Source organism: uncultured Tateyamaria sp. (assembly GCF_947487805.1).
Taxonomy (GTDB): domain Bacteria; phylum Pseudomonadota; class Alphaproteobacteria; order Rhodobacterales; family Rhodobacteraceae; genus Tateyamaria.
Genome location: NZ_CANKXW010000001.1, coordinates 170,300 through 194,327 on the forward strand (window position 1 = coordinate 170,300; position 24,028 = coordinate 194,327).

24 protein-coding genes are annotated in these 24,028 nt (G+C 63.3%); 14 read left to right on the forward strand and 10 right to left on the reverse strand.

The window, feature by feature from the left end; translation table 11 throughout:
- Nucleotides 1-11: 11 nt before the first annotated feature.
- A complete protein-coding gene (locus Q0949_RS00885) occupies nucleotides 12-500 on the reverse strand; it encodes a peroxiredoxin (RefSeq protein ID WP_299367229.1) in 489 nt (162 codons plus the stop codon).
- Between the two features lie 87 nt (nucleotides 501-587).
- On the opposite strand from Q0949_RS00885, the gene Q0949_RS00890 reads away from it, so the two are divergent.
- Together Q0949_RS00890 and rsmD are read left to right on the forward strand one after the other, a co-directional pair.
- The gene (locus Q0949_RS00890; RefSeq protein ID WP_299367232.1) at nucleotides 588-1,790 is read left to right on the forward strand and encodes an FAD/NAD(P)-binding oxidoreductase; all 1,203 of its coding nucleotides are present in this window, start codon (nucleotides 588-590) and stop codon (nucleotides 1,788-1,790) included.
- Nucleotides 1,787-2,335 carry a 16S rRNA (guanine(966)-N(2))-methyltransferase RsmD gene (gene rsmD / locus Q0949_RS00895; RefSeq protein ID WP_299367234.1) on the forward strand — a complete coding sequence of 183 codons (549 nt, stop codon included), beginning with the start codon at nucleotides 1,787-1,789 and terminating at the stop codon, nucleotides 2,333-2,335. Before Q0949_RS00890 ends, rsmD begins: the two co-directional genes overlap by 4 nt.
- Here the strand turns inward: rsmD and uraH are convergent.
- Nucleotides 2,332-2,691, reverse strand: a complete 360-nt coding sequence (gene uraH / locus Q0949_RS00900; protein ID WP_299367237.1) for a hydroxyisourate hydrolase — start codon at nucleotides 2,689-2,691, stop codon at nucleotides 2,332-2,334. The genes rsmD and uraH overlap by 4 nt on opposite strands.
- Nucleotides 2,692-2,753: 62 nt before the next feature.
- Between uraH and puuE the strand changes: the two genes are divergently transcribed.
- Genes puuE through Q0949_RS00915 form a run of 3 tightly spaced genes read left to right on the forward strand, consistent with a single transcriptional unit; the run spans nucleotide 2,754 to nucleotide 5,447 of the window.
- Nucleotides 2,754-4,175, forward strand: coding sequence for an allantoinase PuuE (puuE, locus tag Q0949_RS00905; RefSeq protein ID WP_299367240.1), 1,422 nt, complete (start codon nucleotides 2,754-2,756; stop codon nucleotides 4,173-4,175).
- Entirely contained in the window at nucleotides 4,172-4,981 is an 810-nt protein-coding gene (locus Q0949_RS00910) for a bifunctional allantoicase/(S)-ureidoglycine aminohydrolase (RefSeq protein ID WP_299367243.1), read from the forward strand. The genes puuE and Q0949_RS00910 overlap by 4 nt, the downstream gene beginning before the upstream one ends.
- Nucleotides 4,968-5,447 (forward strand): ureidoglycolate lyase, encoded by a 480-nt coding sequence (locus Q0949_RS00915; protein WP_299367246.1) that lies wholly within the window; start codon nucleotides 4,968-4,970, stop codon nucleotides 5,445-5,447. The genes Q0949_RS00910 and Q0949_RS00915 overlap by 14 nt, the downstream gene beginning before the upstream one ends.
- A gap of 95 nt (nucleotides 5,448-5,542) precedes the next feature.
- Here Q0949_RS00915 and Q0949_RS00920 read toward each other — a convergent pair whose 3' ends face one another.
- The 3 genes from Q0949_RS00920 to Q0949_RS00930 are packed head-to-tail and all read right to left on the reverse strand — an operon-like array spanning nucleotide 5,543 to nucleotide 8,113.
- The gene (locus Q0949_RS00920; protein WP_299367249.1) at nucleotides 5,543-6,304 is read right to left on the reverse strand and encodes an ABC transporter permease; all 762 of its coding nucleotides are present in this window, start codon (nucleotides 6,302-6,304) and stop codon (nucleotides 5,543-5,545) included.
- Nucleotides 6,301-7,083, reverse strand: a complete 783-nt coding sequence (locus Q0949_RS00925; RefSeq protein ID WP_299367253.1) for an ABC transporter ATP-binding protein — start codon at nucleotides 7,081-7,083, stop codon at nucleotides 6,301-6,303. The genes Q0949_RS00920 and Q0949_RS00925 overlap by 4 nt, the downstream gene beginning before the upstream one ends.
- A 22-nt stretch (nucleotides 7,084-7,105) precedes the next feature.
- Nucleotides 7,106-8,113 (reverse strand): ABC transporter substrate-binding protein, encoded by a 1,008-nt coding sequence (locus tag Q0949_RS00930; protein WP_299367256.1) that lies wholly within the window; start codon nucleotides 8,111-8,113, stop codon nucleotides 7,106-7,108.
- A 196-nt stretch (nucleotides 8,114-8,309) separates the two neighbouring features.
- Here Q0949_RS00930 and Q0949_RS00935 point away from each other — a divergent pair, with 196 nt between their 5' ends.
- Nucleotides 8,310-9,659, forward strand: coding sequence for an aminotransferase class III-fold pyridoxal phosphate-dependent enzyme (locus Q0949_RS00935; protein WP_299367259.1), 1,350 nt, complete (start codon nucleotides 8,310-8,312; stop codon nucleotides 9,657-9,659).
- Between the two features lie 5 nt (nucleotides 9,660-9,664).
- Here the strand turns inward: Q0949_RS00935 and Q0949_RS00940 are convergent, their stop codons facing one another.
- The 5 genes from Q0949_RS00940 to Q0949_RS00960 form a co-directional block, all read right to left on the reverse strand.
- Nucleotides 9,665-10,024, reverse strand: coding sequence for a methylglyoxal synthase (locus Q0949_RS00940; protein WP_299367261.1), 360 nt, complete (start codon nucleotides 10,022-10,024; stop codon nucleotides 9,665-9,667).
- Nucleotides 10,021-10,950: a GntR family transcriptional regulator gene (locus tag Q0949_RS00945; RefSeq protein WP_299367265.1), complete on the reverse strand. Its 930-nt coding sequence runs from the start codon at nucleotides 10,948-10,950 to the stop codon at nucleotides 10,021-10,023. The genes Q0949_RS00940 and Q0949_RS00945 overlap by 4 nt, the downstream gene beginning before the upstream one ends.
- 108 nt (nucleotides 10,951-11,058) lie before the next feature.
- Entirely contained in the window at nucleotides 11,059-12,582 is a 1,524-nt protein-coding gene (locus tag Q0949_RS00950) for a tripartite tricarboxylate transporter permease (protein ID WP_299367268.1), read from the reverse strand.
- 32 nt (nucleotides 12,583-12,614) lie between these two features.
- On the reverse strand, nucleotides 12,615-13,142 hold the full coding sequence (locus Q0949_RS00955) for a tripartite tricarboxylate transporter TctB family protein (protein ID WP_299367271.1): 528 nt from the start codon (nucleotides 13,140-13,142) through the stop codon (nucleotides 12,615-12,617).
- A gap of 78 nt (nucleotides 13,143-13,220) precedes the next feature.
- Nucleotides 13,221-14,186 carry a tripartite tricarboxylate transporter substrate binding protein gene (locus Q0949_RS00960; protein ID WP_299367273.1) on the reverse strand — a complete coding sequence of 322 codons (966 nt, stop codon included), beginning with the start codon at nucleotides 14,184-14,186 and terminating at the stop codon, nucleotides 13,221-13,223.
- A gap of 293 nt (nucleotides 14,187-14,479) precedes the next feature.
- On the opposite strand from Q0949_RS00960, the gene Q0949_RS00965 reads away from it, so the two are divergent.
- The 8 genes from Q0949_RS00965 (at nucleotide 14,480) to mutL (ending at nucleotide 24,012) form a co-directional block, all read left to right on the forward strand.
- Nucleotides 14,480-15,565, forward strand: a complete 1,086-nt coding sequence (locus tag Q0949_RS00965) for an isocitrate/isopropylmalate dehydrogenase family protein (protein WP_299367276.1) — start codon at nucleotides 14,480-14,482, stop codon at nucleotides 15,563-15,565.
- Nucleotides 15,566-15,663: 98 nt separating this feature from the next.
- Nucleotides 15,664-16,350: an aspartate/glutamate racemase family protein gene (locus tag Q0949_RS00970; protein ID WP_299367278.1), complete on the forward strand. Its 687-nt coding sequence runs from the start codon at nucleotides 15,664-15,666 to the stop codon at nucleotides 16,348-16,350.
- Nucleotides 16,344-17,633 (forward strand): 3-oxo-tetronate kinase, encoded by a 1,290-nt coding sequence (gene otnK, locus Q0949_RS00975; RefSeq protein WP_299367281.1) that lies wholly within the window; start codon nucleotides 16,344-16,346, stop codon nucleotides 17,631-17,633. Before Q0949_RS00970 ends, otnK begins: the two co-directional genes overlap by 7 nt.
- Nucleotides 17,630-18,268: a 3-oxo-tetronate 4-phosphate decarboxylase gene (gene otnC / locus Q0949_RS00980; protein WP_299367283.1), complete on the forward strand. Its 639-nt coding sequence runs from the start codon at nucleotides 17,630-17,632 to the stop codon at nucleotides 18,266-18,268. The genes otnK and otnC overlap by 4 nt, the downstream gene beginning before the upstream one ends.
- Nucleotides 18,269-18,420: 152 nt before the next feature.
- Nucleotides 18,421-19,809, forward strand: coding sequence for a cytochrome ubiquinol oxidase subunit I (locus Q0949_RS00985; RefSeq protein WP_299367286.1), 1,389 nt, complete (start codon nucleotides 18,421-18,423; stop codon nucleotides 19,807-19,809).
- A 5-nt stretch (nucleotides 19,810-19,814) separates the two neighbouring features.
- Nucleotides 19,815-20,825 carry a cytochrome d ubiquinol oxidase subunit II gene (locus Q0949_RS00990; RefSeq protein ID WP_299367288.1) on the forward strand — a complete coding sequence of 337 codons (1,011 nt, stop codon included), beginning with the start codon at nucleotides 19,815-19,817 and terminating at the stop codon, nucleotides 20,823-20,825.
- Between the two features lie 122 nt (nucleotides 20,826-20,947).
- Nucleotides 20,948-22,156, forward strand: coding sequence for a urate hydroxylase PuuD (locus Q0949_RS00995; RefSeq protein WP_299367291.1), 1,209 nt, complete (start codon nucleotides 20,948-20,950; stop codon nucleotides 22,154-22,156).
- 53 nt (nucleotides 22,157-22,209) lie between these two features.
- The gene (mutL, locus tag Q0949_RS01000; protein ID WP_299367294.1) at nucleotides 22,210-24,012 is read left to right on the forward strand and encodes a DNA mismatch repair endonuclease MutL; all 1,803 of its coding nucleotides are present in this window, start codon (nucleotides 22,210-22,212) and stop codon (nucleotides 24,010-24,012) included.
- The last annotated feature ends 16 nt before the right edge of the window (nucleotides 24,013-24,028 follow it).

Consider the following 24,028-nt stretch of genomic DNA (forward strand, 5'->3'; position numbering starts at 1 on the left):
TGGCGCGCCGCTCACATGGCGTCGAGCAGGGCCTCGCCGCCGGAAACTTCGCACATGCCGGGATTTTCTTCTTCCTGGATCAGGGTAACGGTGCCGTTTTCCACCACCATCGCATAGCGTTTGGAGCGGTCGATGAGGCCCGCGGGCGGGGCGGAGAAGTCGCGGCCCATGGCCTTGGTGAACGCGGCCTCGGCGTCGCCCAGCATGGTGATGCCTGCGGCGGTGGCGCCTGTCGCCTCACCCCATGCCTTCATCACGAAGGGGTCGTTGACGGAGATGCAGATGATCTCGTCCACACCTTTTTCGGTGAACTGGTCCTTGGTCCGGATAAAGCTGGGCACGTGGGCGGTGCTGCACACGCCGGTATAGGCGCCGGGCAGGGCAAAGATCACGACCTTGCGGTCCTTGGTCTTTTCGCTGAGCTGGAGCGTGGCGGGGCCATCGTCGCCCAGATAGGACAGGGTTGCGTCGGGAAGTGTGTCGCCTTGGGAAATTGCCATGTGTTTGGGCCTTTCTTGGAATTGCCTATGCCTTGGAGAGCGATATAGGCTGCGCGTCGGTAAAGGGCGAGAACAAAGGTTGGGCAAATGAGCCATGTGGTGGTGATCGGGGCAGGGCAGGCGGGGTCGTCCTGTGTGGCCAAGTTGCGCAATGGCGGGTTCGAGGGGGCGGTGACGTTGATCGGGGCGGAGCCTGTGCCGCCCTATCAGCGGCCGCCCTTGTCCAAGGCCTATCTGCTGGGGGAGATGCCGCTGGAGCGGTTGTTCCTGCGCCCGGAGGCGTTTTATGCCGAACACGACATTGATCTGCGTCTTGGGTCCGTGGTGACGGGGATCGATACGGGCGCGCAAACGGTGCGTGTGGGGGACGACGATCTGTCCTATACCGATCTGGTCTTTGCCACCGGGTCGGAGCCGCGCCGCCTGCCTGCGGCCATTGGCGGTGATCTGGACGGCGTGTTCGTGGTGCGCGATCTGGCGGATGTGGACGCGATGGCGCCGGTCTGTGCAGCGGGCAAGACGGTATTGATCGTGGGCGGCGGATATATCGGGCTGGAAGCGGCGGCGGTCTGTTCCAAGCTGGGTCTGAACGTCGTTCTGGTCGAGATGGCGGAGCGGATCCTGCAACGTGTGGCAGCACCTGAGACGAGCGACTATTTCCGCAGCCTGCATACCGGGCATGGTGTGGATCTGCGCGAGGGCGTCGGCTTGACCCGGTTGCTGGGCGACGCAGCCGTGACGGGGGCCGAGCTGACGGACGGCACCACGCTGGACGTGGATCTGGTGATTGTCGGTGTGGGCATCACCCCGGCCACGGCGCTGGCCGAGGCGGCGGGTGTCGCACTCGACAACGGGATTGCCACGGATGCGCAGGGGCGGACCAATGTGCCTCATGTCTGGGCGGCAGGGGATTGCGCGTCGTTCCCATATCGCGGCGCGCGCATTCGGTTGGAAAGCGTGCCCAACGCCATTGATCAGGCGGAATGCGTGGCCGAGAACATCATGGGGGCGGGCAAGGAATACGTCGCGCGGCCCTGGTTCTGGTCGGATCAGTACGATGTGAAATTGCAGATTGCGGGGCTCAACACCGGCTATGACCGCGTGGTGACGCGGGATGGCGGTGCGGCGCAGTCATTCTGGTACTACCGTGGCGACACCCTGTTGGCCGTCGATGCGGCCAATGATCCGCGCGCCTACATGATCGGCAAGCGGCTGATCGAGGCGGGCAAGGATGCGGACCCGGCGGTGGTGGCGGACCCTGCGGGGGACCTCAAGGCGCTGCTCAAGTGAGGATCATTGCCGGGCGTTGGCGCGGTGTGCCGCTCGCTACGGTGGGCAAGGGCGATCCGGGGGCGCATTTGCGGCCCACGCCGGACCGGGTGCGCGAGAGCCTGTTTTCCATGCTGACCCACCGCGACGTGATTGAAGGAGCGCAGGTGCTGGACCTTTTTGCAGGGACCGGCGCGCTAGGGTTCGAGGCGCTGTCGCGCGGGGCGGAACGGGTGGTGTTCGTGGAAAACGGACGTGTGGGCCAGCGGCTGATTTCGGAGAACATGGCCAAGTTGCAGGCAGGCGGGGCCGCGGCTTTGATGCGTGGGGATGCCACACGGTTGGGGGCCAAGGCACAGGGCCCCTTTGATCTGGTGTTCCTCGACCCGCCTTATGGCAAGGGATTGGGACAAAAGGCGCTGGGGGCCGTGCACGGTTGGTTGCGGCCCGGCGCGTTGGTTGTGTGGGAAGAAGAGCGTGTCATGGACGCGCCCGTAGGCTATGCGGCCGTGGACACGCGGCGGTTTGGCACCGCGCACCTGACCCTGCTGGAGGCGGTTGCCTAGCTGCCGCGATAGGTCGAATAGCCAAAGGGCGAGAGCAGCAGCGGCACGTGGTAATGCGCGTCCGCGTCCGAGATACCGAACCGGATCGGGATCTGGTCGAGGAACTTGACCGCCTCACCGTTCAGCCCATGCGCATCGATATAGTCACCACAGAAAAAGATCAGTTCGTACTGCCCGGGCTTGAATTTGCCCTGCGGCAGGATGGGCGTATCGGTGCGCCCGTCGGCATTTGTCTCGGCCTCCGCAATCATGCGGTGGCTGTTGCCGGACACGACGTAGAGCGCAATCTTTATACCCGCAGCGGGCAAACCCCGCGCCGTGTCCAGAACATGTGTCGTCAGATATCCCGCAGCCATTGCATCCGGCCCCCGTTTCTCTCAGATTGAGCGCATCTCACTCTGATTACAAAGGGAAGTCCATGGCAGACCTGCCACCACGATATCCGCGCGACTTTCACGGCCATGGGGCGGACCGACCCGATGCGGCCTGGCCAGGCGGTGCACGCGTCGCCGTGTCGTTTGTGCTGAACTACGAAGAGGGGGGCGAGAATTGCCTGCTGCACGGCGATGCCGCGTCCGAGGCGTTCCTGTCCGAGATCGTGGGCGCCGCCCCGTGGCCGGGGCAGCGGCATTGGAACATGGAATCGATCTATGACTATGGCGCGCGTGCGGGGTTCTGGCGGCTGCACCGTCTGTTCACCGAGAGCCGTGTGCCGGTGACGGTTTACGGCGTGGCCACGGCGCTGGCGCGCAGCCCCGCGCAGGTCGAGGCGATGCAGGAGGCCGAGTGGGAAATCGCGTCGCACGGGCTGAAATGGATCGACTACAAGGACCACACGCCAGAAGACGAGGCGGCGGACATGGATGCGGCGATCGCGCTGCACACTGAGGTGACGGGCACGCCCCCGCGCGGTTGGTACACGGGCCGCTGTTCGGTCAACACCGTGGCGCTGGCGGCGGCGCGCGGGTTCGACTGGATCAGCGACACCTATGACGATGACCTGCCCTACTGGACGCGTGTTGGCGACCGGGATCAGCTGATCCTGCCCTATACGCTCGATTGCAACGACATGCGCTTTGCCACGCCGCAGGGGTTCAATTCGGGCGACCAGTTCTTTGCCTATCTGCGCGACACGTTCGACGCGCTCTATGCCGAAGGGGTGGCAGGGCGGCCCGCGATGATGTCCGTGGGCCTGCATTGCCGCCTGATCGGGCGACCGGGTCGGGTGCAGGCGCTGCGCCGGTTCATCGACTATGTGCAGGGGTTCGAAGGGGTGTGGTGCGCGCGCCGTCAGGACATCGCCGCGCATTGGGCCGACGCGCATCCGCCGGTGCAACCGCGCGGCTGGCACCTGCTGGACCGAGCGGCGTTCGTGGACCTGTTCGGCTCCATTTTTGAACACTCCCCATGGATTGCCGAGGGCGCGCATGCGCTCGAACTGGGGCCTGCCCATGATACACCCCAAGGGCTGCACAATGCGCTCTGCCGTGTCTTCCGCGCCGCCTCGCAGGACCAGAGGCTGGGCGTGCTGCGCGCCCACCCCGATCTGGCGGGCAAGCTGGCCGCGGCCAAGCGTCTGACGGCGGAGAGTACATCCGAACAGGCCAGCGCAGGCCTCGATGCGCTGACCGACGACGAACGCCACCAGTTCGACACGCGCAACAGCACCTATGTGGCCAAGCACGGGTTCCCCTTCATCATCGCGGTCAAGGATCACGACAAGGCGGGCATTCTGCGCGCCTTCGACCGGCGGATCGGCAATGACACGGACACTGAAATGGCCGAAGCCTGCCGACAGGTCGAACGCATCGCGCGCCTGCGGTTGGAGGCGATGGGATGACATACGCCTTTCCCCCCGGCGGATTGCCCGGCCAGAACGAAAACCCAGAAAGCACCGCGGTCTTCACCGAAGCCTATGCGGTGATCCCTGCCTCGGTGCAACGCGACATCGTCACGTCCTTTCTGCCCGGCTGGGACCGCACGCGCGCGTGGATCCTCGCGCGCCCGCTCAGCGGCTTTGCCGAGACCTTCGCGCAATACGCCATCGAGCTTGCCCCAGAAGGCGGCAGCAACGACCCCGAACCGGACATGGACGCCCAGGCCGTGCTGTTCATGGCGCACGGCACCGCGCACCTGACCGTGGGCGCGGACCTGCACGAACTGCGCGCGGGCAGCTTTGCCTATATCCCGCCGGGCGCACGCTGGACCCTGTGGAACCGGTCGGATGCGCCCTGCGGCGCGCACTGGATCCGCAAGAAATACGTGCCGGGGGCAGGTGTGGGTCTGCCCGAGGCGGTCGTGACCCACGACACGGATGTCCCCGCCGCCGCCATGCCTGATTGTGGCAACCTCTGGGCCACGCAGCGTTTCCTCGACCCGCTCGATATGCGCTATGACTGCCACGTCAACATCGTGAACTTCCAACCGGGCGGGCGCATCCCCTTTGCGGAAACCCACGTGATGGAACACGGGCTCTACGTGCTCGAAGGCACCGCACGCTACCTGCTGAACCGCGACTGGGTCGAGGTGGGCCCGGGCGACTTCATGTGGCTGCGCGCCTTCTGCCCGCAAGCCTGCATCGCCACAGGCGACGGCCCGTTCCGCTACCTGCTCTACAAGGACGTGAACCGCCATGTCCCGCTCTGAGATCAAGGCGCAACCCCTGACCGCCCGGGCCTTCGCCCCCTTCGGCGATGTGCTGGACTGCGCCGGTGATCCGGACAAGATCATAAACGCCGGCCTCTGCGGCCGCTACCACGACCGGGCGCAGATGGACTTCACCGGTGGCCGTGCAGGCATCAGCCTGTTCCAGGCCCAACCCCGCCAACTGCCCTACACGCTCGACCTGCTGGAACGACACCCGGACGGCTCGCAATGCTTTGTCCCGATGTCGGAACACGGCTTCCTCGTCACCGTGGCCCGGGACAAAACCGCCACGCCACAGGCATTCCTTACGGCACCGGGCCAAGCGATCAACTTCCACCGTGGCACATGGCACGGCGTCCTGACCCCGCTGCACGCACCGGGCCTCTTTGCCGTCATCGACCGCATCGGACCGGGCGCAAACCTCGAAGAACACGCACTCGACCCCGGCTACACTATCACCGCCTGATCTTCCTTTCGCGACAAATACCTCGGGGGAGGCGCGCATGCGCCGGGGGCAGAGCCCCCTGAAACATGTCGTGCGCGGCACGCGCGCCGCAAGGATCAGCCGGGATTGCGCTCGGCCCAGCCGGCGAACACCTTTTCCAGCGCGACCACCACGTAATAAAGGACAATCCCCATCAGCGCCAAGGCGATCAGCACCGCGAACATCAGCGGGTAATCCGCACTGATCTTGCCGCTGTCAAACAAATGCCCCAGCCCGCGGCCATGCGGCTCCACGATCTCCATCAGGTTGGTCCCGATAAAGGCCAGCGTCACCGCCACCTTCAGCGCGCCAAAGAATTCCGGCAGCGTCTTGGGCAAGGCGATCTTCCAGAAGATCGTGAACTTCGACGCGCCCAGCGATGCAAGGATATCGCGGTATTCCGGCTCCAGCGTCGACAGCCCGATGGACACCGACACGGCGATGGGAAAGAACGAAATCAGGAACGCGATCAGGATCGTGTTCATGTCGTGCTGGCCCACGAACATCAGCGCCACGATCGGCACCACGGTCGCCTTGGGGATTGCGTTGAACCCAACCAACAACGGATAAAGCGCATCGCGCATCGTCTTGGACAGGCCCATGATCATGCCCAGAAACACGCCGAACACCACCGCCAGCAACAGGCCCGCCACCGTGCGCCACAGCGTGTCCCACCCGTATTCCAGAAACAGGCCGCGGAACTTCCAGAACGCGGGCCAGATGTCGCTGGGCGAGGCCATCTTGTAATTCGGCCAGCCATTGACCCAGACCAGCCACTCCCAGAACAGACCAAAGAGGATGAGCGCGGCCAGAGGCACGCCGATCTGGCGAAGGGTCATGCCGCGTCCCTTCCTTGGGCGATGCGGATCTGCTGACGCAGGATGTTCAGCGCCTCCGCACTTTCGGGGGTATAGAGCATTTCGATGTCCCGTTCGCCGGTCAGGTGCACATCCATCACGTATTGCGTACGCGCGGGCCGTCCCGACAGCACAATGACCTGATCGGTGAGAAAGATGCTCTCGCGCAGGTCGTGGGTAATCAACACGCCGGTGAACGGCTCTTCGGCTTTGACCTTGTGCATGGTCTGCCACAGGTCCTCGCGCGTGAACGCATCCAGCGCGCCAAAGGGTTCGTCGAGGATCAGCACCTCGGGCTTGTGCACAATCGACCGGCAGAGCGACGCGCGCTGGCGCATGCCGCCGGACAGTTCTGAGGGGCGTTTGTCTTCGAATCCCGACAGCCCGACAAGGTCCAGCAAGTGCCGCGCGCGGTCCTCTTGTTGGCGTTTATTCATGCCGGTGGAGACGATCTCAAGCGGCAGCATCACGTTTTGCAGGATCGTCCGCCATTCCAGCAGGACAGGGTTCTGAAAGGCCATGCCAACGGTGGATTTCGGCCCCTTGACCAGATCGCCGTGCAGCCAGACCTCGCCCTCATCAGGCTTCATCAGCCCGGCCACGAGCCGCGTCAACGTGGATTTGCCGCAGCCCGAGGGGCCAACGACAGCGGCAAAGCCGCCTTCGGGCACGGACAGCTCCAGCCCGTCCAGAACGGGCAGCGGGCCGGAGGGGGTTTTGTAGGCGTGGCGCACGCCCTTGATATCAATCAGGTTTGTCATGGGCGTGCGCCGTCTTTCCCGCTTACTTCAACATCCGCGCATCTGCTGCGGGCAGGTACGCGTCGGTGAAATAGAGGCTCGCGTCGGGCGCATTTTGGAACTCGTAGGTTTCACCCAACTGGCCCAGAGCGGTCTCCATGCGCGCGGCATCCACACCGCCCATCCCGTTGGCGGCCACGTTGTCGGTCAGCACGTTGGCGTCGATGGCCAGTTGCAGGCGGCGGGTTTCCAGCGCCGCATCTGCTGCCGGGTTCCGCTCGATCAGGCTTTCGATGGCCTTGGCGGGATCGGCGATGGCGTCTTTCCAACCTGCGGCCACAGCGGTGAGAAAGCCGGTGACGATCTCGGGGTTTGCGCTGGCAAAGTCGGTGTTGACGATGATCGCGTTGCCGTAAAGCTCAAGCCCGTAATCCGCCATGAGGATGGTGGAGATGTCTTCCTCCGGCACACCCAGACGCACGAGGTTCAAGAAGGACGAGAAGCTGAACCCTGTCACAGCCGCCACATTGCCTTCGGCCAGCATCGGCTCGCGCGTGGGAAAGCCCACAGGCTCGACCGTGATCTTGTCGACGTCGAGGTTGTTTGCGGTGGCAAAGGCCGGGAACTGCGCCCAAGCGCCGTCCGGGGGCGGGGCACCCAGCACGCGACCTTCGAGGTCCTTGGGCTCGGAGACGCCCAGCGACTTGCGGCCCACGATGGCAAAGGGCGGTTTGTCATAGACCATCATCACGGCTGTGACCGGCGCGCCGGGGTTCTGGTCGAGGAATTTGACGAGGCTGTTGATGTCGGCAAAGCCCATGGGGAAGGCGCCCGTGGCGACCTTGGGAATGGCGTCGAGCGATCCCTGACCGGCAGAGATTTCGACGTCCAGATCGGCGGCACCAAAGTGGCCATTGTCGATGGCGGCGAAATAGGGGGCGGCGGGGCCTTCGAATTTCCAGTCGAGCGCGAAGGGCACCTTGGTTTCGGCCATGGCCGCGCCAGTCATGAGGGCGGCTGCGGCAAAGGCCGCAAAGGTTTGTCTGATCATACGTGTTCTCCCAGGTGTTTATCACGCGACCCTAGGGCCTGGCGGTCCGGTGTGGAACGCAAGGCGGTTCGGTCCGCGCCGTTATCTGGGCGTGGACTGTGCGGTGCGATTAAAAATTATGCAATCGATTTCAATATGGATTGTGCGACGCGCCGGTTCGTGGCCTTGTTGGGGTGTAGCCATGGGAGGCCCCGAGATGAAAGACGACAATTTCCTGCGCGCCAACAATGCCCGCCACATGTGGCACCCGATGGGCCATCCGGGTGAGGCCATGGCCCATGCGCCGACGATCATCACCGGGGCCGAGGGGTCGGTGATCGAGGATATCGACGGGCACAAGACCGTGGACGCGGTGGGCGGGCTGTGGTGCGTGAACCTTGGCTATTCCAACAACGTGGTGAAGGACGCGATTGCCAAGCAGCTTTATGACCTGCCCTATTATTCCGCATTCTTCGGCACCTCGAACCCCACGGCGATCGAGGCATCTTATGCCGTGCGCGAATTTTTCGCCGAGGACGGCATGGCGCGGGTGTTTTTTACCTCCGGCGGGTCGGATTCGGTGGAAACCTGTCTGCGGCTGGCGCGGCAGTACCACCGCATCAAGGGCGAGCCGGGCCGCACCAAGTTCCTGAGCCTCAAGAAGGGCTATCACGGCACCCATTTCGGCGGCGCCTCGGTCAATGGCAACAACCGGTTCCGCATTGCCTATGAGCCGCTGATGCCCGGATGTTTCCACCTGCCGTCGCCCTACCCCTATCGCAACCCATTCCACGAAACCGACCCCGCCGTGCTGGCCCAGAACATTGCCGCCGCGATGGAGGACGAGATCCAGTTTCAGGGGCCGGGCAGCATCGCCGCATTCATCATGGAGCCTATTCAGGGCGCGGGCGGCGTGATTGTCCCGCACGAGACGTTCATGCCGCTGATGCGCGAGATTTGCGACCGATATGGCATCCTGATGATCGCGGACGAGGTCATCACAGGCTTTGGCCGTACGGGCGATTGGAGCGGCAGCCGCCATTGGGGCGTGCAGCCCGACATGATGAGCTGTGCCAAGGGCATAACATCGGGCTATTTCCCCGTCGGTGCGGCGCTGATGTCGGAACCCGTGGCCGAGGTGTTCGAAAAGGCGGACGCGGATGGTGCGATTTTCCACGGCTACACCTATTCGGCGCATCCCGTGGGTGCGGCGGCGGTCACGGCCTGCCTGGCGGAAACGCTGCGGCTTGATACCAAGGCCAATGCCGGGCCACGTGGCACGCAGTTGTTCGACGGATGTCAGCGGCTTGCCGAAAAATTCGATGTTCTGGGCGATGTGCGCGGCGGGCATGGCCTGATGACGGGGCTGGAATTTGTCAGCGACCCAAGCGCCAAGACACCGATGGATGCGGACACGATGAAACGCCTGCACAAGGCCATTTACGAGGCGGGCGCGATGGTGCGTGTCGGGGGCAACAACATCATGATGTCACCGCCGCTGGTCGTGACCGAAGACGAGATCAATCAGGTTCTCAGTGCGCTTGAGGCGGGTTTGCAGGCGGTCTGAGCCGATCACGCCGGGATCAGGCGCGATGCGGTCGCCTCGTTCACGGCGAGGGCGGTGTCATAGAGAATGGCCAGCCGCAAAAGCGATTTGACGTCAACGTCATGGGGCAGGGCCGACAGCGGATCGATGAAGAAGATCAGCGTATCAAGCTTGCCCTCGGCAATCATCGCGCCGATTTGCGCGTCCCCGCCCAGCGGGCCGCTCTTGAGCCGTGTCACGGACAGGCCCGTTTCGTCATTGATCCGTCCGCCGGTGGTGCCCGTGCCATAGAGGGTGCAGGCGGACAGCGCGGCCTCGTGATCCTTGACCCACGCGATCAACTGATCCTTTTTCTTGTCATGCGCGACGAGTGCGACGTTTTTCATGGTGCGGCCTGTTTGTTGTGCCCCGGATCATTGTCCGCCGCCCAGTTCCACGCAAGCGGGGACTTGCGTTTGAGCGCGCCGCTGAGGTGCTGCCGCATCCGGTACGAGGCATCGACGATATTGCCTGCCTCCAGCAGTGACAGGATTTCAAGGTGCTCTGTGCACTGTTCCACGAGGCGGTCATGGTTGATCTCGGCCCGGTATTCCATCAATCGCCGCATCCGGTTGACCCGTTGCAGTGCCATGAGGAAATACGGATTGCCCGACAGTTTGATCAGCTCCTCGTGGAAGAGCGACCCGTTCTTGAGCAGGGATTCCGCGGGAACAGCGCTGAAATCCATCTCGAGCATGCTTTCCTGAATGCGGCGCTGTTCGCTGAGGATCTGGCGATTGAGTTCAAAGGACGGTTCGAGCATCGCGGCCGGTTCGATGGCCATCCGAAAGCGGTAGATTTCGTCAAAGGATTCGGGTGTGTTGGCCACGGGCAGGAACCGCCACCCATAGCCTTCCTTGCGCTCGGCCCAGCCTTCGCGGGTGGCGCGCACGAGGATGTCGTTGGTCCAGGATTTGGACCATTCGTATTCCTGCCGCAAATGCTGTTCGGTGACTTCTTCGGGCAGCCTGCCGGTCAGCCAATCCTCGGCCAGCTTGTGGTAGGCGTCGTTGAGCGATGCGGGCTGCTGGTCGAGCTGCGCGCTGAGCGCCTTGGGATCGGGATCGGCGACGAAGTAGCCACGGTTTGCCTCGCGGATCAGAAACCCGCTTTCGGCAAGGATATTCATCGCCTCGCGGATGGGCGTGCGGGAGACGCCGTAGCGGTCGGCCAGTTGCTGCGCGCCCAGATGCTGCCCCGCCCGGATGCTGCCCGCGGCGATGTCCTGCAACAGCCGGCGCGAGATACGCTGGGGAAGGTCGCTTGTCCGCATGGCTCTGGCTGGTCCTCCGGACCCTGTTCAAATCACGACCCCAGTTTGCATCTCGAAGAGCAAATTGTAAGCGCGTTTTCGGCATTTTGGCGATGCAAGGTCCAATGATCAGCCCGGTTCGGTTGCGCCCTTTGCCCGGTTCATCAAGGACAGCGTGACAGGAACCGCGATAATCATCAGCAGAAGGATCGACAGAACCAGCGACACGGGCCGTTCCCAGAACAGGCTCATGGTGCCTTGGGAGATGATATAGGTCTGAAGGAATGTCTCTTCTGCCATGCCGCCAAGCACGAGGGCGAGCACGGTGGCCGCCGGTGAATAGCCGTAGCTTTTCATCGCGAACCCGACCAGCCCGCTGAGCACGAGGATCCATGTTTCGATGATGCTGGCATTGATGGCAAAAGCCCCGATGACACAGAGCAGCACGATCACCGGCACCACGTTCACATAAGGGATGTCGAGGAATTTCACGAAAAGCGGGATGGCAAAGATACTCATTGCGATGAGGATCATGTTGCCAAGGTACATGCTGGCGATCAGGCCCCAGACAAATTCGGGATCATTCACGATCAGGAGCGGGCCGGGCTGGAGGCCCCACATCAGAAACGCGCCCAGGAGGACGGCAGTGGCCCCGGATCCGGGAATGCCAAGCGACAGGAGCGGGACCATGGCACCGGCGGAGGCGGCATTGTTGGCGGCCTCGGGTGCCACGAGGCCGCGCATCTCGCCCATGCCGAATTTCTCGGGGTCCTTTGCAATTTTCTTTTCCACCGAATAGCCGATTATCGACCCCAGCGTGGCCCCGGAACCGGGTAGCACGCCCGCGACAAAGCCGATGGCCGACCCGCGCCAGAAGGTGAAACGGGACTCGTAATAGTCCTGACGCGACGGCCAGAATTCCTTGTCCCGAAAGCTGATGCGCAGGCGCGTGGCCGGTTGGCGATGCTGGCCGTTGAAGATGCAGTGCAGCAGTTCTCCGATCCCGAAAAGCCCGATGGCCACCGCAACGAAATAGACCCCGCCGATCAACTCGGGCGAGCCGAATGTGTATCTTTGCTGACCGCTCATCACGTCGACACCGATGGTGCCGATAGCAAAGCCGATCAGGGCGGAGATGAACCCCTTGAATTTGTTGTCACCCATCATCGTGGTCAGCATCAGCAGCCCCACGGCGATGATCAGGAAGTATTCCGACGGGCCAAAAGAGGCGGCGAAATTGGCAAGCGACGGGGCCAGCGCTGTGATCAGGATGACGCCGATGGTGCCGCCAAAGAACGACGCGATGGCCTGCATGACCAGCGCGGGGCCTGCGCGCCCTTTCTTGGCCAGCGGATAACCGTCGATGGTCGATGCAACGGTTGCGGATTCACCGGGCGTGTTGATCAGGATCGACGTGATCGTGCCGCCATACATCGACCCGTAATAGATGCCCGCCAGCATGATGATGGCGATGGTCGGTTGCAGTCCGAAGGTCATGGGGATCAGAACGGCAATCCCCGCCGCGGGGCCAAAGCCGGGGAACAGCCCGACGACCATGCCCAGGAATGCGCCGATCACCAGAAACAGAAAGCCTTCGGGAGAGGCCGCGATGCTGAGCCCCAATGAGAGATTTGATGCGATTTCAGCAAGCATCGGAGTGTTCCTTTCGCAGGACGTAAGCGGGGTTAAAAGCCAAGCGGGCCGAGTGGCAGCGACGCGTTCAGCAGGATCTTGAACAGCCCATAGAGAAAGGCGGGGAGTGCCAGGCTGTAGATCACGTTGCTGACCGGGTGGGCGCGATTGAAGGTAAAGAGGTAGGCGAGCATGAACACGAGCATCGCGAGTAGCGCGCCGAGCACGTTCAGAAGGGCGACAAACCCGCAGATATAGAGAAATACGACCAGCACATCGCGGCCAAACTCCGGGCCGCCATCGATGGCATGGGCATCCACACCCAGCGCGTCCGCCTTGGCCTCCGCTTCGGGGTCGGCCAGGTGGACGGGGGTGATGCCGGTGCGCTGCGCATGCCGCCATTCACGGATGTCGCCCCACAGATTGATGGCGCAGGCCAAGACAAGCAATGCGCCGATCACCAGAGGAAAGAACCCGGCGGCCGGGCGGCCCGATGCCGTCACGAGCGTGAGCGTGCCAAGCCCGTAGAGCGTGTAGCCGACGGCCAATGCCAGCAGACCTGCGGCGAACCACTGTTTCATGGGGTTTGCCCCCCTCTCGAAATGTCATGTAAAATTGAGGCCGGGCGCGCAGTTGTCCGCCCGGCCAAGGTGCGAGGGTCAGTTCTGGATGGCGCCGATCTCGACCAGGGTGGCGCGGTATTGCGCGCTGGTCTCTTCGAGATAGGTGGCAAAGTCGTCACCCCAGATCGGATTGCCGGACATCCCGTTCTTGACCAGATAGGCCTGCCATTCGGGCGTTTCGACGACCTTTTTCAAGGTTTCGACCCACCAATCCTGTACCGCGGGATCCAGATCATCGGGCATCACTACGCCGCGCGGCAGGGAAAAGCTGAAGTCATAGCCGAGCTCCATGAACGTCGGTACGTCCGGGTTGTTCGTGCTGCGGGCGGAATCGGAAAAGGCGAGGGCGGTCAAGGTGCCTGCGTCCAGCTGGCCTGCGACTTCGGACGGGTTAGCGACGACGGCGTCGACACTGCCCGAGGTCAACGCGGTCACCAGCTCGCCACCCGATCCGATGGGCACGTATTCAAATTCAATGTCGGCGGACTTGGCAAAAAGCGCGGCAGTCACCCGCTCGGGTCCGGCGGATCCGCTGCCTGCGATGGTCACGCGCCCCGCATTGGCTGCGTCCACGAATGTGTCCAGATCGCCAAAGTCGGAATCAGAGCGGACCACCAGCAACATGGCGTCACTCGCCAACAGCCCGATGGGCGTGAAATCGGCATAGGTCCAATCCGTATCGGCCACCAACGGGGTCCCGATGAAATTGCCACTGGTCGATGTCAGCCGGTAGGGATCGCCCGCTTTCCGGCTGACATAGCTGAACCCGACCGCGCCACTGCCACCTTCGCGATTCTCGACGACGATGTTGCCGGGATAGAGGTCGTATTGGCGCAAAATGTCCACGACGGTGCGCGACATGCGGTCATTCCCGCCGCCCGGACCAAAGGCAATCGTGTAGGTCAGCCGCTGCGACGGATAGTCCTCGGCCGCCACGGGCAGCGCAAAGGCCGTTGCCGCGGACACGGCGGCCAACAGGGTAAAGGTGCGACGCTTGATCATGGTTTCCTCCCTCAGATCAAATTGCATTTTTAATAAGATCAGCGCAATAGACGTGATGATTGCACCTTGTCAATAAAAAATGCAAATGAGTGAGGGCAGCTCTCGTCGGTCGCTTCGTTTAAGAGCGGTTTTTTATCTTTTAGCTGAAAATTATTCCTGCTTAGCGGAGGTGGACATATCCCTATCTCCCTCTTGAATTGCATTTTAGCTCTTGTAAATTGCATATATAAATATAAAAGACCAATCAAATCCATGCAGATCAGACGGCGTTTGGCCGAGAGGAGACTTTTGCGATGAAGATCATGACACTGCCCTGTGACGGCATCGGCCCAGAGATCATGGCCGCGACCATGGATGTGATGCAGGCCGCCAATGACCGCTTTGCCCTTGGATTGACTTTTCATGAGGAGCAATCGGGGTTCGACAGTCTGAAGGCCCACGGAATCACGCTGCGGGACGAGGTGCTGGAACGTGCGCGGACGGAATTCGACGGCGTCATCCTTGGGACCCAGTCGCATATGGACTACCCGCCCGTTGCCGAAGGCGGGCGCAATGTGTCCGCGGGGTTTCGGATTGGTCTTGACCTCTATGCGAATGTGCGCCCGGCCCGGTCGCGGGAATTTTTGCAAAGCAAGGCGCCCGGCATGGATCTGGTCATCATGCGCGAGGCGACCGAGGGGTTTTACCCCGACCGCAACATGTTCCGGGGCGTTGGGGAAATGATGCCCGATCCGGACATGGCCCTGTCCGTGCGCAAGATCACGCGGCACGGATCGATGCGGATCTGCCGGGAAGCGTTCAAGCTTGCCATGCAGCGGGGCAAGAAGGTTGCGGCCATCCACAAGGCGAACTCGTTCCTGATGACCGACGGGCTGTTCCTTGAATGCTTTCGCGAGGTGGCCAGGGACTATCCGGAGGTCGAGACCGAAGAACTGATCGTCGACGCCTTTGCCGCGTTGCTGGTGCGCAAGCCCGAGACCTATGACGTGGTGGTGGCCACCAATTTCTATGGCGACATCCTGTCGGATCTCGCGTCGGAGCTTTCCGGGTCGCTGGGGCTTGCCGGATCGATCAACGCCAATGCGGAAACCGGCCTGTGTTGCGCGCAGGCGCAGCACGGGTCCGCGCCGGATATTGCGGGCCGAAACGTGGCCAATCCCACCTCGCTTATCCTGTCGGCGGCCATGATGCTGTCGTGGCTGGGCGAACAGCGCGGGGTGACGCGCTTGCTCGAGGCCGGGCAGGCCATCGTGGATGCGGTGGATGTCGTCATCGACGACCCCGCCAATCGGACGCGCGATCTGGGCGGTGATGTGGACACGGATGCCTTTGGCAGGTTGGTCGCCAAGGCCCTCCTGCGCGAGGCTGTTGCCGCCTGACGATTGACCCCGTACGGACCCTCCCGCCGCACCATCGGTGGCGCCGTCCAGTGGGCGGTGTCACCCCCTTTTTTCAACTGAAGTGAGACGATCCGCCGATGACCCATCCCCCTCGCATCGCCCTGATCCACGCCACCCGCGTTGCGATGGCACCGATCGAGGACGCGGCACGGCGCCTCTGGCCCGATGCCAACCTGATGACCATCCTCGAAGAGGGGCTGTCGATGGATCGGCAGGGGACCGGGGATCTTCCGCTGGCCCTGTGGGACCGAATCGTCGGGCTTGCCAGATACGCCGAAGGGGCGCGCGCGGACGGTATCCTGTTCACCTGTTCCGCCTTTGGCCCGGCGATCGAAGACGCCGCCGACAACAGCCCCGTTCCGGTGATGAAGCCCAACGAAGCCATGTTCGACGCGGCCTTTTCCCATGGCGATCGTGTTGCCCTGATCACGACCTTTGCACCCGCCGCCGCCAGCATGGAGGCCGAGTTCCGCGCCGCCGCGGCACAGCGCGGGTCAGCGGCGCGGATCACGTCGGTATTCTGCCCCGGTGCGCTGGCGGCGAAACGCGCGGGCGATGACGCGACCCATGACGATCTGATTGCACGGATGGCGGCCGACCTCGACGGGTTCGATGTCATTCTGCTGGGCCAGTTTTCGATGGCGGGGGCCGTTGATGCCGTTCGGGCGGCAACCACAACCCCGGTTCTGACCAGCCCGGACGCCGCCATAAACGCGCTGCGCCGCCGTGTAGAGCATGCAGGAAAGGGCCCAACACCATGTTGATAGGTGTCATTGCCGATGACTTTACGGGCGCGAGTGACATCGCCAATACGCTGGCCAAGGGCGTGGCCCCCGAAGGCGGCCTGCGCACGGCACAGTTTGCCGGTGTGCCGGACGCCCCCGCAGATCCGGCGATCGAGGCGGGCGTGATCTCTCTCAAAAGCCGGTCGGCGCCTGTGGCGGAGGCTGTTGCCGACAGTCTGGACGCACTGGCGTGGCTGCGGGCACAAGGGTGCCAGCAATTAGTGTTCAAGTATTGTTCGACCTTTGATTCCACCCGCGCGGGCAATATCGGCCCTGTGGCGGATGCGCTTGCCGATGCGCTTGGGGCGACGGGAGTTCTTGTCTGCCCCGCCTTTCCCGCGACGGGGCGCACGGTCTATCAGGGCCACCTGTTTGTGTTCGACAGGCTGCTGGACGCATCCGGCATGCAACATCACCCGCTGACACCGATGACGGATCCCGATCTGCGCCGTTGGTTGGGACACCAGACTGCCAGCACCATTGGTCACATCGGCTTGGATACAGTCCTGTCCGGCGCCCACGACACGCGCAACGCGCTGACGGTGGAGATGGTGCGGGACACACGCTTTGTCGTGGCAGATGCAGTGACCGAAGCGGACCTGCTGGTGTTGGGCGCGGCCGTGGCCGGGCAACCACTGGTGACAGGGGCGTCCGGCATTGCGCTGGGGTTGCCGCGCAACCTGATCCGCGACGGGCGCGCCACGGGCGGCGGGGCCAGCCCGGTGTCCGTGGCCGGGCCAGCGGCTGTGCTGGCGGGGTCCTGTTCCGGGGCCACGCGTGGCCAGATCGAGGTCCATGCGCAGACACAGCCGACCTATGCCATCGATGTGCCGGGCGTAATGGACGGCACGGTGACGGCGCGGGATCTGGTGGCCTTTGTCATCCGCCATGCGGATGCGGTGCCGCTGGTCCATTCGTCCGGCACACCGGACGAGGTCGCAGCCCTTCAGGCGGAATATGGGCGCATAGCGGTCGCGGAACGGCTGGACGCCCTTTTCGCGAAAACGGCGCGCCAATTGGTGTGCGCGGGCTTTGCCCGGATTGTCGTTGCGGGCGGCGAGACCTCGGGCGCGGTAGCGCAAGCGGTGACGGACACGCTTCAGGTGTCCGCCATGACCATCGGGCCGGAGATCGACCCCGGCGTGCCCGTGCTGACCATCGGAACGGATACGCCTGTGGCGCTGGCGCTGAAATCCGGCAACTTTGGCGCGCCGGATTTCTTTGCCAAGGCGGTGCACCGCATGACCGGTGCGATGGAATGACCAAGGAGCAGATCCTCAGGCAACAGATGTCGAGCCTTTGCGCCTCGTTGTTTCAGCGGGGGTTCAGCGTCGGCACGGCCGGAAATGTGTCGGCGCGAATTGGGGATCGCATCCTGATGACGCCGACCAATGCGACGCTGGGCGATATCGAACCCGACCGGATTGCCACGCTGGATGCAGACGGTCGGCATATCGCGGGCGACCCACCCACGAAGGAGGCGTTTCTGCACCGCGCATTCTACAGGTCCCGGCCCGATTGTGGGGCGGTTGTGCATCTGCACTCCACCTGGGCCACGGCGCTGTCGTGCCGCGATGACATTGACCCGGACGACTGCGTGCCGCCGCTCACCCCGTATGTGGTGATGCGCGTCGGCACCGTGAAACGGATACCCTATGTCAGGCCGGGCGATCCAAAGGCCGGGCAACTGATCGAGGATCTGGGCGGGCGGTATGCGGCGGTCCTTCTGGCCAATCATGGGCCGGTGGTCAACGGCAGGGATCTGTTTTCCGCCGTCTGTGCCGCAGAAGAGCTGGAAGAAACCGCCAAGGTGTTGGCCGGATTGCGCGGCGGCCCCATACGCCTGCTGTCACATGATGATGTGGCCGATCTGAAACGCATGTTCGCCGATATGTAGCCGCGCCCACGCGCGATCCCGGATGCCGTTGCGGGGCCGTAAATCCCCTGTGACAAAACGCGCCTGCGCACCCTGTCGCACCCCCGGTGTCGCAGGCCGCTGATACCCTATCTCTGATCCAACGCGATACGCGACATTTGAGGTAAGTCACCATGGACACGTTGATGCTTTCCCGGATCCAGTTCGGGGCAAATATTTCGTTTCACATCCTGTTCCCGACGATCACGATCGCCCTGGGATGGGTTCTGCTGTTCTTCAAGCTGCGGTTCAACGCGACCGGAGACGGCAAGTGGATGGACGCCTACCGGTTCTGGGTCAAGGTCTTTGCCCTCAGCTTTGCCATGGGTGTCGTGTCAGGCATCACCATGTCGTTCCAGTTCGGCACCAATTGGCCGGGGTTCATGGAAACCGTGGGCAATATCGCCGGGCCGCTTTTGGCCTATGAGGTGATGACCGCGTTTTTCCTCGAGGCGGTGTTCCTCGGGATCATGCTGTTCGGATTCTCGCGCGTGCCGGGTTGGTTGCACACCACCGCGACCTTCCTTGTGGCGTTCGGCACCTCGATGTCGGCGTTCTGGATCATCGTGCTCAACAGCTGGATGCATACGCCGCAGGGGTACGAGATGCGCGATGGCGTGGCTTATGCCACCGACTGGTTCGCGATCATCTTCAACCCGTCGATGCCCTACCGCTTTACCCACATGATGCTGGCCTCGGGCCTGACGGTTGCCTTCCTCATCGCAGGTCTCAGCGCGTTCCGCTGGCTGCTGGGCGACCGGTCTCAAGGCGTGCGCGCGACGCTGAGAACCGGCGTCTACCTTGGCGCGTTGTTGATCCCCGTACAGATCTTCATGGGCGACATGCACGGTCTGAACACACTGAAATACCAGCCCCAGAAGGTCGCCGCGATGGAAGGCAACTGGGAAACCCAGTCCAATGTGCCCCTGCTCCTCTTTGCCATCCCTGATGAAGAGGCCCGCACCAACCATTTCGAGGTCGGCATCCCCAACATGGCGTCGATCATCCTCAAGCACAAAGCTGATGGTGTCGTGCCCGGTCTGGACGACTTCGTCAGCGAAGACGGCGAAGTCATGCACCCGCCTGTGGCCCCGGTGTTCTGGTCGTTCCGCATCATGGTGGCGACCGGCATGGCGATGCTGCTGCTCAGCTGGGGTGCTGCCTTCATGATGCTGCGCAAGGGGCGCGGGGCCGAAGGGCTGCCCAAGCTGATGCTCTTTGCGATGGTGCCGATGGCCTTTTCGGGCTGGGTCGCGACGCTGGCGGGATGGTACACCACCGAAATCGGGCGGCAGCCGTGGCTGGTGCAGGGCATCATGACCACCGAAATGGCCGTAGCGGATGTGCCCGCGCCCTTCGTGGCAACGACGCTCGGCGCCTATCTGTCGATCTATGTGCTGCTGCTGACGGCCTATATCGGTGTGCTGTTCTATCTGGCGCGCAAGGGCGTGGACGGTGATGTCCCGCGTCGCCGCACCCCTCAATCCGGCGAGGCCCTGGCCCGCCAAGTTCCTGCGGAGTGACCTTGATGGAACTATTCGGCGATCCGGCACAATGGCTGCCGTTTACCTTTGCAGCACTGATGGGGGTGTCCATCCTCGTCTACGTTGTCCTCGACGGATTTGACCTGGGCGTAGGGGTTCTGTTCCCCTTCGCCTCGGACAGCGAAAAGGACATGATGGTGGCCTCTATCGGGCCGTTCTGGGACGCGAATGAAACATGGCTGGTGCTGGCCATCGGCCTACTTCTGGTGGCCTTTCCCACCGCCCATGGCACCATTCTGACGGCGCTCTACCTGCCGGTGGCGATCATGCTCATCGGTCTAATCCTGCGCGGTGTGGCGTTCGAATTCCGGGTCAAGGCGCCCACACCACACAAGGCCACATGGAACTGGCTGTTCTTTGCCGGGTCGCTGATGACCTCGCTCAGCCAAGGGTTCATGTTGGGCAAATACGTCATGGGCCTCGAAAGCACGCTGGGGACCTGGGCCTTTGCCATGATCACGGCCGTGTTCCTGACGGTGGCCTATTCCTTCATCGGGGCGTGCTGGCTGATCCTCAAGACCGAATACACCCTGCAAGCCAAAGCCGTCGACTGGGCCAAGGGCGGCATCTGGGGCCTTGTACTCGGCCTCGGCCTGATCTCGCTCGCCACCCCGCTGGTCAGCCCGCGCATCTTCGACAAATGGTTCACCGCACCGGAAATCTTCTGGCTTGCGCCCCTGCCGATCCTGTCCGGCGTCACCGTCTACTGGCTCTGGCGCGCCTTGGGCCGCCTGCCCAACGCGACCGACGCCGGCGCGCGCACGCCGTTCATGCTGTCGATCACGCTCTTCGTCTTTGCCTTCGGCGGGCTGGCCTATTCCTTCTACCCTTACGTGGTCCCGGAAAAGCTCACGATCTACGAGGCTGCCAGCGCCCCTGAAAGCCTGTTCATCATCCTGGTGGGCACCGTCTTTGTCCTGCCGATGATCGCAGGGTACACCGCGCTGGCGTATTACGTGTTCAAGGGCAAGGCGGCCGAGCTGCGCTACGACTGACCCTTCATTGTTCCAAAAATATGCATGCGCACGCCCGCCACACAAAACGGCGTGCGCAGCATCTTCCCCTCGCCCGCGGCGGCGTCTAGTCTGAGGCTCCACAACAGACAGGAACCCCGCGCATGTACGATCTGGCCGCCTTGGGCGCATGGGCTGAATTTGCCGTCCGCTGGCTGCATGTCATCACGGCGATTGCATGGATCGGGTCGTCCTTCTACTTCATCGCGCTGGATCTGGGCCTGCACCGTGACCGGAACCTGCCCTCTGGTGCGGATGGCGAGGAATGGCAGGTCCACGGCGGCGGGTTTTACCACATCCAGAAATATCTCGTCGCCCCGCCGGGCATGCCCGACGGGCTGATCTGGCACAAATGGCAGAGTTACTGGACATGGCTCAGCGGCTTTGCCCTGCTGGTGCTGGTCTATTACCTCGGGGCGGAATTCTACCTGATCGACCCCAATGTGATGGACCTGACCGTGTGGCAGGCGGTGGGCATTTCGCTGGCCTCGCTGGCCTTTGGCTGGATCGTCTATACCCAACTGTGTCGCATCTTTGTGGACGCAGACCAGACGGTGCTGATGGTGGCGCTCTTTGCCGTGCTGGTGGGGATGGCGTGGTTCTATACGCAGGTCTTCTCGGGCCGCGCGGCGCTGCTGCATCTGGGCGCGTTCACGGCCACGCTGATGTCCGGCAACGTGTTCTTTGTCATCATCCCGAACCAGAAAATCGTGGTCGCCGACCTGATGGCGGGCCGCACGCCTGACGCCAAATACGGCAAGATCGCCAAGCAGCGGTCGACCCACAACAACTACCTCACCCTGCCCGTGATCTTCCTGATGCTGTCCAACCACTACCCGCTGGCCTTTGCGAGCGACTGGAACTGGGTGATCGCCAGCCTCGTGTTCCTGATGGGGGTCACGATCCGGCACTGGTTCAACACCCATCACGCGCGCAAGGGCAATCCGCATTGGACATGGGGTGTAACTGCGCTGCTTTTCATCGCGATTGTCTGGCTCAGCACTGCGCCGATGGCACAGCGCGAGGCCGCCATCGTCACCCGCTTTGCCCAAGCCGACGGGTTCGAAACCGTCCATGAGATAGTGCAGGGCCGGTGCAGCATGTGCCACGCCGCCGAACCGGCCTGGTCCGGCCTGCTCTGGGCACCCAAGGGCGTCGTGCTCGAAACCCCGGCGGATCTGAGCCGGAATGCCCTTGCCGTCTATCTGCAATCGGGGATCAGCCACGCGATGCCGCCCGCCAATCTCAGCTATATGGAAGACGACGAGCGTGCCGCCATCGTGGCGTGGTACCGCGCGGCAACCGGCGGCTGAAACCCCGCTTCGGCTGTGGTCGAATCGGACCACCACATGCTAAGTCTTGTGGGATGAACGACCAGACCCCCAACATAAGACCCGTGATCCGCCAGCTGGACGAGGCCGCCGTGAACCGTATCGCGGCGGGCGAGGTTGTGGAACGCCCCGCTTCCGCGGTCAAGGAACTGGTTGAAAACGCGATTGATGCCGGTGCCACGCGCATTGCCATCGACGTGGCGGACGGGGGCAAGACGTTGATCCGGGTGACGGATGACGGCTGTGGCATTGCGCCGGATGATCTGCCGCTGGCGCTCAGCCGCCATGCCACGTCCAAGATCGACGGCTCTGACCTTCTGAACATCCACACCTTCGGATTCCGTGGCGAGGCGCTGCCCAGCCTCGGTGCGGTGGGGCGATTGACGATCACCAGCCGGGTGCCGGGCGATGCAGGGGCCGAGATTTCGGTGCAGGGCGGCGCGCACAGCGCAATCAAACCCGCAGCGCTCAACCGCGGCACGGTCATCACCCTGCGCGATCTATTCTATGCCACGCCCGCGCGGTTGAAATTCCTGCGCACGGATCGGGCCGAGGCGCAGGCGATCACCGATGTGATCAAACGGCTGGCCATGGCAGAACCCTTCGTGCGGTTCGAACTGCGTGACGTGTCGAATGATCCGCGCACCGTCTTCAAGGTCGAGGCACAGACCGGCGATCCGATGGACGCGCTGCGCGGGCGGCTGTCTGATGTGCTGGGCAAGGAATTTGCCGAAAACAGCATCGCGATTGATACGATGCGCGAGGGGCTGCACCTGTCGGGCTATGCCGCCTTGCCCACCTATTCGCGCGGCGCGGCGGTGGCGCAGTTCCTGTTCGTCAATGGCCGCCCGGTCAAGGACAAGCTGCTGAGCGGTGCCCTGCGCGCCGCCTATTTCGATTTTCTCAGCCGTGATCGCCACCCGGCGGCGGCCCTGTTCGTGGATTGCGACCCGCAGTTGGTGGATGTGAACGTGCACCCCGCCAAGTCCGAGGTGCGGTTCCGTGATCCTGGCCTCGCGCGCGGGCTGATTGTATCGGGCCTGCGCCATGCGCTGGCCGGGGCCGGGCACCGTGCGTCATCGACGGTGGCGGGGGCGACGCTGGGGGCCATGCGCCCCGAAGTGACCGAACCGCGTGTCTACCAGATGGACCGCCCCAGCCTCGGGCCGCGCGCGCCCATCGACGCGGGCTTTGCCGAGATGGCGCAGGACTATAGCGCGCAGGTGGTGGAGGTGCACACCGCGCCCGCACCCGAGGATCTGCCGTTGGGTGTGGCGCGCGGGCAGGTGCACGAGAACTACATCGTCGCCCAAACCGCGACCGGCATGGTGATCGTCGATCAGCACGCCGCCCACGAACGGCTGGTCTATGAAAAGCTCAAGACACAGATGGCCGAGAACGGCGTTGCCGCACAGGCCCTGCTGATCCCCGAGATCGTCAGCCTGTCGCCTGGCGACTGCGCGCGCTTGCTCGAGATTGCGGAGGCGCTGTCGGCGCTGGGCCTCGGGATCGAGGCCTTTGGCGGGGACGCCATCGCGGTGCGCGAAACGCCCGCAATCCTGGGTGAGGTCGATGCCAAGGCGATGATCCACGACATCCTCGATGAACTGGCCGATCTGGGCAGCAGCCAGTCGGTGCAGGCCCGGATAGAAGCGATCCTGAGCCGCGTCGCCTGTCACGGATCTGTCCGGTCGGGCCGCTGGATGCGCGCCGAAGAGATGAATGCGCTCTTGCGCGAGATGGAGGCGACGCCCCATTCCGGTCAATGCAACCACGGGCGGCCAACCTATGTCGAACTCAAGCTGGCCGATATCGAACGGCTGTTCGGACGCACCTGATGACATTCGAATTTGA

What these genes read in the sequence shown, in the direction of transcription:
- mutL (WP_299367294.1), top strand. Translation starts at nt 22,210, where the DNA reads ATGAACGACCAGACCCCCAACATAAGACCCGTGATCCGCCAGCTGGAC.
- Q0949_RS00940 (WP_299367261.1), bottom strand. Translation starts at nt 10,024, where the DNA reads ATGAAAAACGTCGCACTCGTCGCGCATGACAAGAAAAAGGATCAGTTG.
- Q0949_RS00945 (WP_299367265.1), bottom strand. Translation starts at nt 10,950, where the DNA reads ATGCGGACAAGCGACCTTCCCCAGCGTATCTCGCGCCGGCTGTTGCAG.
- otnC (WP_299367283.1), top strand. Translation starts at nt 17,630, where the DNA reads ATGACCAAGGAGCAGATCCTCAGGCAACAGATGTCGAGCCTTTGCGCC.
- Q0949_RS00920 (WP_299367249.1), bottom strand. Translation starts at nt 6,304, where the DNA reads ATGACCCTTCGCCAGATCGGCGTGCCTCTGGCCGCGCTCATCCTCTTT.
- Q0949_RS00955 (WP_299367271.1), bottom strand. Translation starts at nt 13,142, where the DNA reads ATGAAACAGTGGTTCGCCGCAGGTCTGCTGGCATTGGCCGTCGGCTAC.
- Q0949_RS00935 (WP_299367259.1), top strand. Translation starts at nt 8,310, where the DNA reads ATGAAAGACGACAATTTCCTGCGCGCCAACAATGCCCGCCACATGTGG.
- Q0949_RS00990 (WP_299367288.1), top strand. Translation starts at nt 19,815, where the DNA reads ATGGAACTATTCGGCGATCCGGCACAATGGCTGCCGTTTACCTTTGCA.
- Q0949_RS00890 (WP_299367232.1), top strand. Translation starts at nt 588, where the DNA reads ATGAGCCATGTGGTGGTGATCGGGGCAGGGCAGGCGGGGTCGTCCTGT.
- Q0949_RS00995 (WP_299367291.1), top strand. Translation starts at nt 20,948, where the DNA reads ATGTACGATCTGGCCGCCTTGGGCGCATGGGCTGAATTTGCCGTCCGC.
- Q0949_RS00925 (WP_299367253.1), bottom strand. Translation starts at nt 7,083, where the DNA reads ATGACAAACCTGATTGATATCAAGGGCGTGCGCCACGCCTACAAAACC.
- Q0949_RS00930 (WP_299367256.1), bottom strand. Translation starts at nt 8,113, where the DNA reads ATGATCAGACAAACCTTTGCGGCCTTTGCCGCAGCCGCCCTCATGACT.
- Q0949_RS00885 (WP_299367229.1), bottom strand. Translation starts at nt 500, where the DNA reads ATGGCAATTTCCCAAGGCGACACACTTCCCGACGCAACCCTGTCCTAT.
- Q0949_RS00960 (WP_299367273.1), bottom strand. Translation starts at nt 14,186, where the DNA reads ATGATCAAGCGTCGCACCTTTACCCTGTTGGCCGCCGTGTCCGCGGCA.
- Q0949_RS00970 (WP_299367278.1), top strand. Translation starts at nt 15,664, where the DNA reads ATGACCCATCCCCCTCGCATCGCCCTGATCCACGCCACCCGCGTTGCG.
- Q0949_RS00915 (WP_299367246.1), top strand. Translation starts at nt 4,968, where the DNA reads ATGTCCCGCTCTGAGATCAAGGCGCAACCCCTGACCGCCCGGGCCTTC.
- Q0949_RS00985 (WP_299367286.1), top strand. Translation starts at nt 18,421, where the DNA reads ATGGACACGTTGATGCTTTCCCGGATCCAGTTCGGGGCAAATATTTCG.
- Q0949_RS00950 (WP_299367268.1), bottom strand. Translation starts at nt 12,582, where the DNA reads ATGCTTGCTGAAATCGCATCAAATCTCTCATTGGGGCTCAGCATCGCG.
- Q0949_RS00910 (WP_299367243.1), top strand. Translation starts at nt 4,172, where the DNA reads ATGACATACGCCTTTCCCCCCGGCGGATTGCCCGGCCAGAACGAAAAC.
- otnK (WP_299367281.1), top strand. Translation starts at nt 16,344, where the DNA reads ATGTTGATAGGTGTCATTGCCGATGACTTTACGGGCGCGAGTGACATC.
- uraH (WP_299367237.1), bottom strand. Translation starts at nt 2,691, where the DNA reads ATGGCTGCGGGATATCTGACGACACATGTTCTGGACACGGCGCGGGGT.
- puuE (WP_299367240.1), top strand. Translation starts at nt 2,754, where the DNA reads ATGGCAGACCTGCCACCACGATATCCGCGCGACTTTCACGGCCATGGG.
- Q0949_RS00965 (WP_299367276.1), top strand. Translation starts at nt 14,480, where the DNA reads ATGAAGATCATGACACTGCCCTGTGACGGCATCGGCCCAGAGATCATG.